Below are 13,426 nucleotides of genomic sequence, written 5' to 3' on the forward strand. Positions count from 1 at the left end.
CCCTTACAAGAAAACAAAGGGCTGTTGGTGGGTGTGTAGCCCTAAGATTTGGGGATCAAGCTCGCCCATACCCAGCAAAACTAACTGCGCCAAAAACAGCACACTGGTGCTGTCATGATCGCGACTATGCGCCTTAGAAGCCTTTTTAGCCATGGTATCTAGCATGTGAAATTGGCTTAAGGAGGTGGTGAGCAAGAAATCCGCGCCCAAATCAATGGCTTCATAGCGCAACGCCCCAAAGCGTTCTAAGGCTAAAGAGGCGTTGGTGTCTAATAGGTGCGTAAGGCTTTGTTTAGCAAAGAGAGGGGCGTGGTAAGTTAATTTGAGCGTTTTAAAGATCGCGCCATAATCGCTACAATCTGGGGCAAAGAGCACACTAGAAAACTCTGTAAATAGGTTGGTGGGGGTGGGGGTATTCTCTAGCAAATAGGCGTTTAGATAGACTAAATTCGCCTGCTGGTATTCCAAGCCATAGGGGGCTAGGTTCTGATTCACTTTCTCCTTGAGTGCCTCATCTTCTAAGAGTTCTTTGGCGTAAAGCGCGTTAGTGTAGGCATCGTGATCGCATAAGAGCAAGGGCACACCCATTTTTTGGGCTAGGGCTAAGTTATAGGCGTTCGCGCTTAAAAATTGCTCCAAATCCCCCAAACGCCCCCAATACCCCCCATCAAAACAACACTCTGCCTCCAGCACGCGTAAATTTAAACGGGTTAGTAAGGCTTTTGCGCTCTGCAATAAAGGCGCGCTATTGTAGGCTTTCTCGTAACCATTAAAGAGCAAAAAATCCCCTTGATCTTGACAGAGATGCGGGGTTTTAAATTGGTATTTAGCCTGCAAATCCTTACCCAAGCGTGCCCATGTATTATTGGCAATGGGGCAATTAGAAGCTTGGATTAGCCATTTTTGCAGATCGTAGATTTCCTCTTCGATGCGATCGCTGGGCGGGTAGAGATAGGGTTTGGGACTCACAAAACCCATCACCCCGTATTTGGCATCGGCGATACTTTGCAGTAGGGTTTTAGCGCGGTGCGGGTAACGCCCTATGAGCCATTTGACATACAAAAAAAAGCCATCGCCATAGTAACCCTCTGGGTAATGGGGCTGGATAAAGTTGATATTGGTGTATCTGGCTAATTCCTCGCGTTCCTCTTGGGTGAGGAAGGGCGCGCTGTGTAAGAAGCGTTGGTAATCTCTTAAGATCGCCTGTTCGTCCATGCGTAGATCATGACGGGCGTATTTCAAGCTCAAGGGCTCAAGCACCCACTCCCTGCCAAACTGCGCGATCAAATCCGGGACTAACGCGTCTTCAAAGACTGCCACCTGGTTGAGGCGCACGCCCAAATGCGCGCGATCGTAGCTAAAATCCTGCAAGGGGATATGCGCTAGCACATCGCTTAAACGCCAACTAGGGGTGTACTCTACTTGGGCTAATTGGTAGGAGGGGTTGTAGTCCTTGAGGGCATCAAATCTAAAAACCTTGATGTGCAAGCGCAACACACTCATTTTTTGCCTTGTAAAAGCTCTAATGCCTGTTGGTTTCTAGGATCGGCTAAAAAGGCATTTTTGGAATCTTGGATTTGGGTTTGCCCCCCATCGCCAAAAATACTGGGCGCGTCCGATCGGTTGAAAAGCACCACATTGGCATCGTTTTTATCCTTGGTGATGATCTGCACAATGCCCTCTAAAGCGATATGCACCGTGGTTTCAATATTATCGCCCAAACCCGCTTCAAAGCTGATCTCTTGGCGCAAGCGCCGAATTTTTAAGCTTTCAAAGGTGTAGCCGGCCAGCACGAACAGCACAAAAGAACCAAAGCTCTCAAAGAGATCGTTAGGCAATAGCGGTTCAAAGCGCACTTTAGAGAGATCGCAAAACACGCTGAAATTCACACGGTGGCTATGCAGAAAATAGAGATGATCTAGGCAGTGCTGGTTAGCCATCGCGTTGTAAAGGGCTGCTAAATCTCTCAAAGCAACGCCTCAAATTCGCCAAGCATTTTTTCCACCTCGCCCATGCCAATTTTCCAAAATTCCTTGTCTTGAATGTCTAGCCCAAACATGCCCACTAGCTCCTCAGGGCTCTGGCTTCCCCCCTTGCTCAAAAAGTTGGTGTAAGTTTCCACAAAAGCCTTGCGATCGGCGGGGGTTTGCTGTTGGCGATACAAGCCAAAAAGGGCTAACACCAGTAGTTGCCCGTAGCTATAGGCGTAGCAATAAAAGGGTGAGTGGATAAAATGGGGGATATAGCTCCACCAGCGCGCGTAATTCTTGGTGAGTTTAACGCTTTTGCCAAACATCTTGGCGTTTTCCTCCTGCCACATGGCATCGAAATCCTGAGCCTTGAGTTCCTCCTGTGTGGCGTGGATACGGCGTTCAAAATTGGTCATCACCACCTGCCTAAACATGGTCGAAAACATGTCTTCTAACTTGCCCGCATAAATGTCCTTGAGCTCTTTTTTGTCCAAATTCTGTTTCAGACTCTCAAACAAGAGCATTTCTCCAAAGACGGACGCGGTTTCAGAAGTGGTTAGAGGGGTGTTGGTGTTGAAGTAGCCCACCTCTTTGCTCAATTCTTGATGGATCATATGCCCAAACTCATGGGCGATGGTGAAGACAGAACGGCGGTTGTTGGTGAAGTTGAGTAACACAAAGGGGTGCGCGCTAGGCACGGTGCTAGCGCTAAAAGCCCCGCCCTGCTTGCCACTCCTAGGGTGCGAATCCACCCAACCATGCGCGATGCCATTTTCTATAATATTGGCAAACTTGGGAGAGAAGTTTCTGTAGGCTTTTAGCACCTGATTAAGGGCTTCTTGGTAGGTTACCGGGTTTTCCTTGGTGTCCAAAGGAGCGTAGCGATCGTAATCCTTGAGCTTGTAACCTAGCATTTTAGCCTTGAGTTTGTAGTAACGATGCACTAGGGCGTAATGATCATTGACGATCTCTAGCATGCTGTCCACGCTGGCTTGAGAGATTTGGTTAGAGAGATGGCGGAAACTCTCGGGAGTTTCATAGTGGCGCAGCTTATTGCCGATGTATAGGTCTTTGCGCACCATGTTGAGCACATAGGTGAGCACTAGCTCGTTTTTCTTCAAGGCTTTTGTCAGGGCTTTTTGGGCTTTTTTGCGCAATTTGCGATCGGGGTTGTGCAACTCTGAGAGGATCTCCTCTTCACTGACAAGCTTGTCTTGGAAAGGGATTTTCAACGCGGTGAGGGCTTTGTCAAAGAGATTAGAGAACGCGTCCACGCCCACGCTGGAGGTAGCTAGCAACACCTTCTCTTCGGGCAAGCTCAAAATATGGGCTTTTTGTTTCAAGAGTAGGCGCAACATGTAGGCGTACTTGGGGGTGGCTTGGATCAACTCCTCTTGCTTTTGGCTATCCAGCGCGCAGAATTCATTGTCCACAAACAAGAGATGCTGTCCTAGATCATTGCACAGCAATTCGTACTTAGAATACAGATCGCTCTTGTCCGTGTTACTAGCAAAGATCAAGGACACATAAGCCATCGCCCTAGAAATGCCTTCGCTAAGTTCCTCATAATCTTCCATCGCCTTTTTGAAACCGCCTGCTTCCAACTGGCTAAAGGCGTTGGCATATTTTTTCTCATAGGCTTTGACCTTCTTGTCTAGATTAGCGATGTGCTTGTCTAGGTCGTCTAAATCCTTAAACAACGCGCCCAAATCCCAGCGGTGTTCTAGCGCGCTAGGGGCTTTGGGGTCTTGAGTGGGGGGCTTTTTGCTCACTTTTGTAGAACTCATTAACACTCCTTTTTGGGTGGTTTAGAGCTATTCTAGCATGATTTATCACACTTGGGCTAATTTTTGGGCGTTTCCTTGTGGAAAATGAAATTAGCTAGGGGATCTAGGTATTTGAGTATAAAAGGTGTAGCTAGCATGGAAAAGATGATCATCAACACCAAGAATTGCTGGATGTCTTGGGGCACGACATGGATGATCCCCTTTTGATTCAAGAAGGCTAAAAAACCCTCGTGCTTTTTGAGGTTTAACACATGTTGCTTGCTAGCTGTCAAAAACACCACTAGGGCAAATTCTCCGATCTGGGCTAAAGATAGCGCGGTTTTAATGGAGGTTTTGGTGTCCTTAAAGAAGCGTAACAAGAAATACAGCAAGGCGATCTTCAAAGACATTGTCATGCTCAATAGCAACACCACTGCAAAGAAATTTTCAAACAAGAATGGCAAGTTGATTTGCATCCCCACGGTTACAAAGAACAGCCCTAGGAAGATATTTTTCAAGGGGGCAAATTCGTCCTGCACTCTAACTCGATAGCGCGATTTGGAGATCGCCATGCCTGCCACAAACGCCCCCAAAGACATAGAAAAACCAAAGAGATGGCTTAGACTCGCTGCCCCAAAGACAATCAACAAAATAGTCGCCATGAATAATTCGGGCAAACGGCTCTCAGCAGCTAGGTTGAGCACTTTTGTGGCAACCTGTTTGCCCGGTAGCAGTAGGATCAATAAGATAATACTCGCCGAGATCGCGGTTTTAACTAGGAGTGTAACGAAATTCGCGCTCGCATCGCCCATGAGCATGAGAATTAATAGCATAGGAATAGCCGCGATGTCTTGGAAGATCAAAATCCCCACCACGATTTTACCCATCGCGCTCCCAAGCTGTTTACTCTCCTCAAAGAACTTCAGCACAATAGCCGTTGAGGAAAGCGAAAAACCCATGCTCACCACCAGAGAAAACCCCCAAGAAGACCCCATGACATAGTAACCAAAGACCATGAAAAACAAGGAAGTTACCACCACCTGTAACCCCCCAAAAACCAGCACCTCTTGTTTCATGGTCTTGAGTTTGTCAAAATTGAATTCTAAACCAATCATAAACATCAAAAAAACGATCCCAAAATCCGCGATTTCAGAGAGGGATTCAAAATCTTCAATGTGGAAGATGGCTACAATCACCAGCCCTGTTAAAATATAACCGATGATAATGGGCATATCCAAGCGTTTGAGTAAGAGACCGCTAACCACACTCAAACCCAATCCTGCAACAACCATGTAAAGCGCATGTATTTCCATAACGATCCATTAAAGCAATGCTTAAAAACTCGCATTATATAATAAACCGACAAACAGGGAGAGTGTGCGTGGAAAAGACAATCGCTTTAGCTAGCGTTTATGAATTACAAGGGTTGAAATCCCAAGCCTTAGAAGTTTACAAGAGTGTGTTAGAAAAAGACCCCCACAACAAAGAGGCTCTGCAGGGGTGTAAGCGCTTGGCTTCCCCCAGCCCTTCCGACGCGCGTGCCCAATTCCGGCAATACGCCCCCTTGCAACGCTTTGAAATGCAAAAGATGCAGAAATTATTCATCCAAGCCGAACAGCCCGCGCAGTTGCGCGCGATCGAACAATGGTTAATGCAATGGAACTAAGAAGTATTGTTTCTCAAACTCTAGATGAGATTGGTCAAAAAGAAACCAAGACCCCCCCCCAGTCCCCAGCCCCCCTCCTTTGAACATCCCCCCCAAGAAGAACAGGCTTTTTTAAGGGATTTGGAGCAAAAGACTTTGCTTTTGTTTGAAGGGCTTAGAGCGCACCAAATCAAGGACTTACCCACCAAGTTGGACTTAGTGCTCAATTACCTGCAATACCAACTCTATGTGGTCCAAGAACGCTTGAAGACTTACCAACAAGACTAAAAGGGCAAAGGACAAGCAGGAGGCTGGCTTTTAAAGGCGTTTTTTTGCACCCTGCTTACAATACTAGCTACTAAGTTAGGCGCAAAACCTAGATCACAGAGCGCGTTGGTATCAATGTGTGCCGGGTTATCCCAGCGCGCACTGATCTCTTGCAAGAGCGGATCAATTTGCGCATAAGCAAAGCCCAAATCCGCCTCATCACTCTGTCCGTTGTAAAGATCCGCGCTGGGGGGTTTGTTTAAGATATGTTTAGGAATACCTAGCTCTTGGGCTAGGCTATAGACTTGGCTTTTAAATAGGTGGGCAATAGGGTTAAGCAACCATGCCAAATCCCCAAACAGCGTGCCATAGCCTAGCATGATCTCGCTCTTATTGCTCGTGCCCACTACTAACGCCCCGATCTCCATAGAAAAATCATAGAGTAAGTTCATGCGCATGCGCGCGCAGAAATTGCCCACACGCTCCAAACTCACATCGGGGTTTTGCTCTTTAAATAATGCCTCATAAGGCGCGATGGGGCGTTGTGTGTAGGGGATATTAAAGTGGTTACACAGCGCGATTGCATCCTCTAGCGCGCTGGAGGAGTGTGTAGCAGGCATGATCAGCGCGTGGGTGGGCAGGACTCTTTGGCACAACACCCCCACCAACGCGCTATCCACCCCCCCGCTCATCCCCACTAAAAAACGATCAAAGCCCCTTTGTGCGCTTTGGGTTTGCAAAAATACGAGAAGTTGATCTAGGGTGTTGTTCATCTAAAAATCCGGTAAAAATTTAGCGCATTTGGGATTGGGGGTGGTGTCTCCAGAGGCTGCACCATACAATAGGGGACTACAACCCAAGTAATAAACCTTGCCCTTGCGATCTTGGATAGTGAAACTCCCACCCCCATCGAGCTCAAAGGTGTATTTCTGTCCCTCTAAGACAAAACTCCCCGTGATGTAGCAAGGGAATTGCTCGTAGTCTATATAAGGCGAGCTCTCATAGGTCTCGCTTGTCTTAAAAAACTCTTTTAAACTCTTAGGGGTAAAGTGCCATGCCAAACACCGCTTGGCAAATTCTTCTCCCTCTCTAGCGATGATTTCTTTTCTGTCTTGCTCGTTGTGCCCTACTTTCACCGGGTGAATCACAATCTTTTGAATTTGATCAAAACTCTTTGTCCATAACCCGCAGTCCTCCCCCAAAACATGATAACATTCTTTAACTCGAGCTGAATCTAGGGCTAATGCAAGAGAGCTTGCCAAAGCCCCTTGGATAAATATTGCAATTAAAGCGTGCATTTAAAAATCCGGTAAAAACTTAGCGCATTTGGGATTAGGAACAATATCCCCAGAGTCTGTATAACGATAAGAGCTACAACCCAAGTAATAAACCTTGCCCTTGGAATCGTAAATCTCAAAATGCCCGCCCCCATTAATGTCAAAGGTGTATTTTTGCCCCTCTAGCATAAAACTCCCCTTGATGTGGCAAATCAAATCGTCATAGTCATGACGGGGTGAGATTGGATAGGTTTCACTTCTTCTAAAAAACTCTTTTAAACTCTTTGGGGTAAAGTGCCATGCTAAACACCCCTTAATCTCTTCGCTTCCCTGTACTGCTTTAATTTGCTCTTGGGTGAGCTCTATTTTCACCGGATGAATCACAATTTGCTCAATTTGATCAAAGCCCTTTGTCCATAACCCGCAATCCTTGCCCAAGTCTTTATAACATTCTTTAATCTGGGTTGAATCTAGGGCGCACAAAACAGATGTAAGTGCCACTACCCAAAACACCGCTTTTATGAAGACGATTTGTTTATGGACTCCAACACACATAAACCAACACCCCCTAGCTTAATTTTAGGGTGTCCGTGCCAAAACACCCGAGCAAAGGAGCGATCACATATCTTTGCGATCGCTTGGCACTCTAACCTAAATCCCCTAATGCCACATAAACGCCACTGTCCAAACTCTTTCTGCAAAAAATCCTCAACCATCTGTTGAGAACACCTAGATGATTTCAAAGAGTGGTAAAAATTTTAGCGCGCTTTTAAATTCATCCACACAATTAGAATTTCTAAATCCTCCTTGAAACCATGTTGCTTTGCCACATTCTTGGGGGGATATGCCCTTGAGTGTATTTAAGAACTTAGATCATTCCCCCTATCTGTTCAATTTCCACAACCAAGAAGTCCAACACAGAGGCGTTTTAGCCCACAATATTGCTAGGGTCAATGGACATATCATGATCATTGGAGCAACAGGAGCAGGCAAGACAACCTTAATGAGCTATTTAATGATGAGTGCCTTGAAATACTCCAATTTAGACATTTTAGCCTTAGATAGGCTCAATGGGCTGTATTCTTTCACCAAATACTTTGGGAGCGTGTATAACAATGATGAGGAGTTTTTTATCAATCCTTTAACCTTAGAAAATTCTAAAGAAAATGTTTCTTTTTTGTGGAGTTTCTACACCTATATGCTGGGCATTGAAACCACCAATAGGAGAGACAAAGAAATCACAGAAGATCAGAATGCCGTGCTCAAGGCGATTGAGAGCATGTATCAAGAACACCAAGACAAAGCAAAGCAGGGCATTTATGAGCCTTACACTTTAGAGGAATTTACCAACACTTTCATTAAGACGCGTTCAGGACAAATCCAAGAAACCTTAATGCCCTATTTGAATAATCCCATTTTCAACGCTAGAGAGGATTGTTTAGAGTTTAAAACCCGTATCACCACCATTAAATGGACTCTGTGATCAATAACCAAAAAGATGCAGGTTTGCTAGCCTATTATATCTTTTACAAGTTAATCCGTAGGGCTTTGCGGTTAGATAGAGGTTTCTTCTGTTTCATTGATGAGTTCAAGTCCTATGCGCAAAATGCGCTGATGAATGAAAAAATTAATCTCATCATCACTCAGACTAGAAAGGCTAATGGGGTGATTGTTTTAGCCTTGCAAGACATTAACCAGTTAGATGAAGTGAAGAACGCAGGTAGCTTTATCAAAAATATGGGCACACTCATCTTCTATCCACAAAAAAACATTGACACAGAGAAGCTCAAAAACGATTTTGGCATCAAACTCAGCGATATTGAGCGCAATTTCTTAGAGAACACTAATACCTCTAGCCACCAAATCCTTGTTAAAAATATGAATGATAGCACTTCTAATGTGGTGGATGTGAGCTTGGCTGCTCTGGGCAAATACCTGCCCATCTTTAGCTCTAATGCCAGTAGTGTGGCGCATATCAACCGCTTGATCAAGTAATATGGGGAAAATTGGCGGGAGGTGTATGTGCGTGGATAAGAAAAGTAAATGGAGAAAGTATCTCTCTATCACCCTGTTGAATCTAGCCCTCACACTCTTATTCTTGGGCATTTTTGCCTTGCTACACGGCTGTTCAGACAAATTCCATGAAATGAGAAAATCGCCATGTGCATGTACCACTATCTCAACTAGAAGTCTTAATGCCTGAGCTTTTAGAACAACGCCTAGAATTTGAGAGAATGGCAGAACGCTTTAGAGGTTTAGCATAGCAAACTGGAACAATAACCTTAATCATGCGGACCAAAGAAAATATATGCAGCAAGACCCATGCCTCCTATTAAAATCACCCCATTAAGCCCAGCGATTGCCAAACAAGCCACCTTCCAAATCCGACTAGGTTTTGTTTCCTCATAAACCCCATAAATCGACCCAAAGAATGGCAAACTACAAAGGGGCGCGCTCACAAGTGCTAAAATCTCATGCCCATAATAAGCTAATTCAGCCCCTACTTTAGCGCACACATAAAGCGTCAAAAAAGGTGCCATGACCAGCGAAAGTCCAAATACAAATCTTAATAAAAACCTCCCTAGGCGATCGATCTGCTTGCAACGCTCCAAATCCAACCTATCACGCACAAACAAAATGATAAGGGTTATCAACACTAACCCCAAGAAAAAGAGAAAATTTTCCAATCTACCATACACAAACACAATTATAAGGGGTATCAACACTAACCCCAAGAACAAGAGAAAATTTTTCAACATGAATCCTTACATAGTGTGCGCAAGGCTTAAATAAATAAGGCATACCAAGCCACCACAGCTAGAGCATTAAAAACCCCACTAATCATGCAACCCCAAGCCCAGCCCTTACTAGGCGCGCAATACTGATAATCTTAACAAGGGGCAAAAAAGACTCCCCTAAGAGCACCACGCTTAAACAACACCAAAAGAAAATAGCATGGTTTAGCCAACCCTGCCCCACCACACCACACATCAATAAAGTGATAAAGGGCATAAGAGCTAACCCCAACCCCAAACAAAACGCTTTGAGCTTATGCATCATCGTTATCACTCATACATACATGCCTGTTTTAGAAGCTATCTTGATTTTGGCCAAGGCCAATCTGGATCTAACTTTTTTAGTCTTCTACCTATATCTCTTAGTCTCTTAGCTGTAGCACAGCTTGTCTCTACCCCCACATCGCAAGCCCTTTGAAAGTGCGCCAAAGCTCTAACATAGTTTTGGTAGTTTTGTATAGATTTTTCGTAGTTTATAGGGGTACCCTGTCCTTGTTGGTACATGTGCCCTAAGCCGTAATAACCAGCGGCATCCCCCATCTGCACTGCTTTTTGGAAGTATTGCAAAGCTTTGGTGTAGTCTTTTTTCTTATAAGCTTCTATAGCCATAGAATACATAGAATAGTCATAAGAGGAATGCGGATCGACTACCTCTCCCTTTGAAAAGTGTAAAATCCACCACACCAAAACCCCACCCAAGCATAGCCCCCCTAGCACCAAAACAAAGCGCCAATTGCTCTTATCCAAGAAATCTCCTTATTAGTCTTAACAAGACGGGCTTAAAATCCCTAACCACCAAGCCATTAAAAAACCCACTCAATGCACAGCCAAAAGACCAGCGCGTGTATTTGTAAATCTGAAAAATAGACAGAAAAGACAAATAGCCTAGAATTATTTTACTAAACACTGCTAAACACGAATGATAAGCCTTAGCCAGCCACGCGCCCACCACACCACACACAAATAAAGTTACAAAGGGCATGAGAACTAAGCCCAACCTCAAGCAAAACGCCGTTGCCTTTTTCATCTTACACTCCTAACAACAAAACGACTCCAGTCTAAAAGTATGCCCCTTATTGAGCAAGTCTATCACAGCTATTATATTGCAATACCTATTGGATTCTACAAGAGCCCCACAATATGGCGTTTGGCACTTCTAGCATTAAGGGTTGCAAAGTTTCTTTGCTTTATCATGTCTTCTTCATTGAAGGGCAATAAATTAAGGAATAAAAATGACAAATGCCATTAAAAACATCCTCAGGCTAGCCTTAATCAGTTTGTGTTGCTTGGGGAGTGTGCATGCAAGTAAAGAAGCCGATCAATACTACTCTATTGCAGAAAAGGCGCTTAATCAAGACAATGACTATCCTAAAGCGTTAAAATACTACCAAAAGCTAGCGGATATGGGGGATTCTAGGGGTTATGTGGGTTTGGGGTTTATGTATAGCGAGCCTCTAGGTGTAAAGGAAGATTATCCTAAAGCCATAGCATACTTTGAAAAAGCAGGGGCTATGGGGAATGCTGAGGGTTATTTGTTCTTGGGGAGTCTGTATAGAACGCGTTATGGCTATGGCGACCACGCTCCTAAAGATGACTGGAAAGCCGCGCAGTATTTTAAAAAAGCGGGGGATATGGGGAATGATGAGGGTTATTATCTTTTTGGACAGATGTATTGTAGTGGAGATGAGATTCCTAAAGATTATTCTAAATGCGTAGAATACTATCAAAAAGTAAGAGCTTATGTGGAGTTGGGACGCATGTATGCTGATGGAATATATTTCCCTAAAAACTTGACTAAAGCCATCGCGTATTACCAAAAAGCGGCTGACTTGGGCGATTTAGATGGTTATTGGTATTTGGGGAGATTGTATTACTATGATACACACGAGCCAAATAAGGCTCTAGAATGCTTCCAAAAGGCTTGTGAAAAAGGCGACCAAAGAGGCTGTGATAATGCTCAGAAATTAAAGCAACATAAACCTCCATTAGATAATAAATAGTCCTTTAAGCCCCAAAAGAGTTGTCATCACCATAAAAATTTTATTCTTTGCAACGCCACACATAGCGCGTTTTTAGACTTAAAGGTTTGGATTTTATCTTGTGCGTCTAAAAAGAAGCAAGGCTTATCATCTATATTGATCAAGCGTAAATCTTGGATATAGCTTTTAAGCGCGTCTGTGTCGTAGGTGTTTTCTTCAAAGAGGCGCAAACAAGTTTGTTGTGTTTTGGGGCTAAGGTATTGGGGGGCTAGACAAAGAGAGGGGCGTTTTTTAAGGCTGGAAGCTTCTAGCTCAAGAGGAGGGCGGGGATTATAGGTAGGGCAGGAGGGGTAATCTTTGATTTTGGGGAAGTAATCCATGAGATGGTAAAAAAAGCTATAAATACGGCGCACAAGATGGTCATAAGCAAATGGATAAACCTTATTGATGTCTAAACCAACAGGTGCTTCAAACTTCCAAACGACAAGATTAAAGGCAAAATCCCATTGCGCATATCCGATCACTTCTTCCCAGCAATCCTCTTCAGTAAGGATACAAGCGTGCGCGGCTAGCTCGTAATTTTGCACGATCTTAGGGATAGGGGTTTTCTCTTTGTCGTGCTTATCCCAAATGCCCTTTTCATAGTAATCATAAATATGGATTTGCATGTCATCATTGACAACTTTTGAGAGGGATATAGGCGTGGTGGCTAGGGCTTTAGCATAGGCGTTTAAATCCAAACCTTGTTGATGCGCCTCAATCAAGGGGGCGTAGCTAAATTTTAAAATGGCTAAAAAATCTTGGAGCACTTGGGAGGGGGGGATTTTTTGGCTGATAGACCCATAGATCAACAAATAGAGATGGAGCATTTCAATCTCCTTAATCTGATCAATCAAGCGCGCTTCTGTTTTATTGTGGGGTTTGAGGGCTTGTAAGAGGGGGATTTGGTTGACAAAAGCCATGCCTAGTTTTTCAAGTGTGGGGGCAAATTGGTAGAAATAATCACACCGATAAATTCCCTCATTAGGATCTTGGCATCTCCGATCGATCTTCACCGCGAGGTTTTGGATTTTGCTGATGGCTTGGAGCAAAGAGGGGGGCTTTGGGCTTAAGGCTTTAGAGTGCAGAGTAGCCACCACCAAGCAGATAAAAAGCAAGCGGATCATCAAAATGCCTTGTTTAGGTTTTTTTGTAAAGTAAGACAGATTGCGCTGTTGGATTTGAAAGTTTGGAGTTTGTCCTTAGAATTAAGATACACACAGGGGGCGTTGTCAATGGAGATCAAACGCAAAGACTTTAGGTATTTTTGTAAGGGTTGGGGGTTGTAGGTGCGTTGCTTAAAAATTTGCAAGCAAGTTGCCCTAGCCTCTTTGTTTAAATACTGGGGTTGTAAGCAGGGGGTGGGGTATTTAGGGAGAATCATTTGCATCGCTGTTTTCATGCCATTTATTGCCTTTGCAACCTTATAGACATCAAGGTCACGCACCACAAAAAATAAAGGAACACCAGAAGGGTTTTTGATTTCGTGCACATTGCTAATAACAAGCCAATAATCTTCCATGTTGGAAGCGTATTGATCTTTATAATCCCCCCAAGAAAGCAAGGGTGCGCGCATCGTAATAAGTTGTCCATAAGTCTAAATCTTGCACCTTGATATCCATAGAACGCATGATCTGATCTTGCAAAAAATTTTGATTGGCAGAAGCCAACTCCGGATGAAAAAGGTC

16 protein-coding genes and 1 pseudogene are annotated in these 13,426 nt (G+C 44.2%); 4 read left to right on the forward strand and 13 right to left on the reverse strand.

What is annotated here, in order from left to right; all coding sequences use genetic code 11:
• Window positions 1–3: 3 nt before the first annotated feature.
• From EAO33_RS05460 to EAO33_RS05475, 4 genes are read right to left on the reverse strand one after another with little or no spacing between them, the layout of a single operon-like run.
• Window positions 4–1,503 carry a DUF5644 domain-containing protein gene (locus tag EAO33_RS05460; RefSeq protein ID WP_120945735.1) on the reverse strand — a complete coding sequence of 500 codons (1,500 nt, stop codon included), beginning with the start codon at window positions 1,501–1,503 and terminating at the stop codon, window positions 4–6.
• Window positions 1,500–1,970 (reverse strand): hypothetical protein, encoded by a 471-nt coding sequence (locus EAO33_RS05465; RefSeq protein ID WP_235853072.1) that lies wholly within the window; start codon window positions 1,968–1,970, stop codon window positions 1,500–1,502. The genes EAO33_RS05460 and EAO33_RS05465 overlap by 4 nt, the downstream gene beginning before the upstream one ends.
• Window positions 1,967–3,757 (reverse strand): M3 family oligoendopeptidase, encoded by a 1,791-nt coding sequence (locus tag EAO33_RS05470; protein ID WP_120945737.1) that lies wholly within the window; start codon window positions 3,755–3,757, stop codon window positions 1,967–1,969. Before EAO33_RS05470 ends, EAO33_RS05465 begins: the two co-directional genes overlap by 4 nt.
• Window positions 3,758–3,813: 56 nt before the next feature.
• Window positions 3,814–5,049 (reverse strand): cation:proton antiporter domain-containing protein, encoded by a 1,236-nt coding sequence (locus EAO33_RS05475; RefSeq protein WP_120945739.1) that lies wholly within the window; start codon window positions 5,047–5,049, stop codon window positions 3,814–3,816.
• A gap of 68 nt (window positions 5,050–5,117) precedes the next feature.
• Between EAO33_RS05475 and EAO33_RS05480 the strand changes: the two genes are divergently transcribed.
• Complete coding sequence (locus EAO33_RS05480; RefSeq protein WP_120945757.1) at window positions 5,118–5,402, forward strand: hypothetical protein; 285 nt, start codon at window positions 5,118–5,120, stop codon at window positions 5,400–5,402.
• A gap of 24 nt (window positions 5,403–5,426) precedes the next feature.
• Complete coding sequence (locus EAO33_RS05485) at window positions 5,427–5,669, forward strand: CiaD-like domain-containing protein (protein WP_235853074.1); 243 nt, start codon at window positions 5,427–5,429, stop codon at window positions 5,667–5,669.
• Here the strand turns inward: EAO33_RS05485 and nadE are convergent.
• From nadE to EAO33_RS05500, 3 genes are read right to left on the reverse strand one after another with little or no spacing between them, the layout of a single operon-like run.
• On the reverse strand, window positions 5,666–6,421 hold the full coding sequence (nadE, locus tag EAO33_RS05490; RefSeq protein WP_120945741.1) for an NAD(+) synthase: 756 nt from the start codon (window positions 6,419–6,421) through the stop codon (window positions 5,666–5,668). The two genes, EAO33_RS05485 and nadE, sit on opposite strands and share 4 nt — an antisense overlap.
• Window positions 6,422–6,910, reverse strand: coding sequence for a hypothetical protein (locus tag EAO33_RS05495; protein WP_120945743.1), 489 nt, complete (start codon window positions 6,908–6,910; stop codon window positions 6,422–6,424).
• Between the two features lie 36 nt (window positions 6,911–6,946).
• Window positions 6,947–7,480 (reverse strand): hypothetical protein, encoded by a 534-nt coding sequence (locus EAO33_RS05500; protein ID WP_120945745.1) that lies wholly within the window; start codon window positions 7,478–7,480, stop codon window positions 6,947–6,949.
• Between the two features lie 274 nt (window positions 7,481–7,754).
• Here EAO33_RS05500 and EAO33_RS05505 point away from each other — a divergent pair.
• Window positions 7,755–8,917: pseudogene (locus EAO33_RS05505) on the forward strand (helicase HerA domain-containing protein); the annotation flags it as partial.
• A gap of 290 nt (window positions 8,918–9,207) precedes the next feature.
• On the opposite strand, the gene EAO33_RS05515 reads toward EAO33_RS05505, so the two are convergent.
• The 4 genes from EAO33_RS05515 to EAO33_RS05530 all read right to left on the reverse strand — a co-directional run bounded on the left by EAO33_RS05515 (window position 9,208) and on the right by EAO33_RS05530 (window position 10,747).
• Complete coding sequence (locus EAO33_RS05515) at window positions 9,208–9,579, reverse strand: hypothetical protein (RefSeq protein WP_162982210.1); 372 nt, start codon at window positions 9,577–9,579, stop codon at window positions 9,208–9,210.
• A gap of 187 nt (window positions 9,580–9,766) precedes the next feature.
• Window positions 9,767–9,982: a hypothetical protein gene (locus tag EAO33_RS05520; RefSeq protein ID WP_235853075.1), complete on the reverse strand. Its 216-nt coding sequence runs from the start codon at window positions 9,980–9,982 to the stop codon at window positions 9,767–9,769.
• 38 nt (window positions 9,983–10,020) lie between these two features.
• Window positions 10,021–10,467 (reverse strand): tetratricopeptide repeat protein, encoded by a 447-nt coding sequence (locus tag EAO33_RS05525; RefSeq protein ID WP_120945749.1) that lies wholly within the window; start codon window positions 10,465–10,467, stop codon window positions 10,021–10,023.
• Entirely contained in the window at window positions 10,460–10,747 is a 288-nt protein-coding gene (locus tag EAO33_RS05530; protein ID WP_235853076.1) for an iron transporter, read from the reverse strand. Before EAO33_RS05530 ends, EAO33_RS05525 begins: the two co-directional genes overlap by 8 nt.
• A 205-nt stretch (window positions 10,748–10,952) precedes the next feature.
• Between EAO33_RS05530 and EAO33_RS05535 the strand changes: the two genes are divergently transcribed.
• Window positions 10,953–11,720: a tetratricopeptide repeat protein gene (locus tag EAO33_RS05535; protein WP_120945751.1), complete on the forward strand. Its 768-nt coding sequence runs from the start codon at window positions 10,953–10,955 to the stop codon at window positions 11,718–11,720.
• Between the two features lie 26 nt (window positions 11,721–11,746).
• Here the strand turns inward: EAO33_RS05535 and EAO33_RS09230 are convergent, their stop codons facing one another.
• On the reverse strand, window positions 11,747–12,865 hold the full coding sequence (locus EAO33_RS09230) for a hypothetical protein (protein WP_205589514.1): 1,119 nt from the start codon (window positions 12,863–12,865) through the stop codon (window positions 11,747–11,749).
• A complete protein-coding gene (locus EAO33_RS05545) occupies window positions 12,865–13,140 on the reverse strand; it encodes a hypothetical protein (protein ID WP_235853077.1) in 276 nt (91 codons plus the stop codon). Before EAO33_RS05545 ends, EAO33_RS09230 begins: the two co-directional genes overlap by 1 nt.
• Window positions 13,141–13,426 lie beyond the last annotated feature (286 nt).

The organism is Helicobacter labacensis (assembly GCF_003660285.1).
GTDB classification, from domain to species: Bacteria; Campylobacterota; Campylobacteria; order Campylobacterales; family Helicobacteraceae; genus Helicobacter; species Helicobacter labacensis.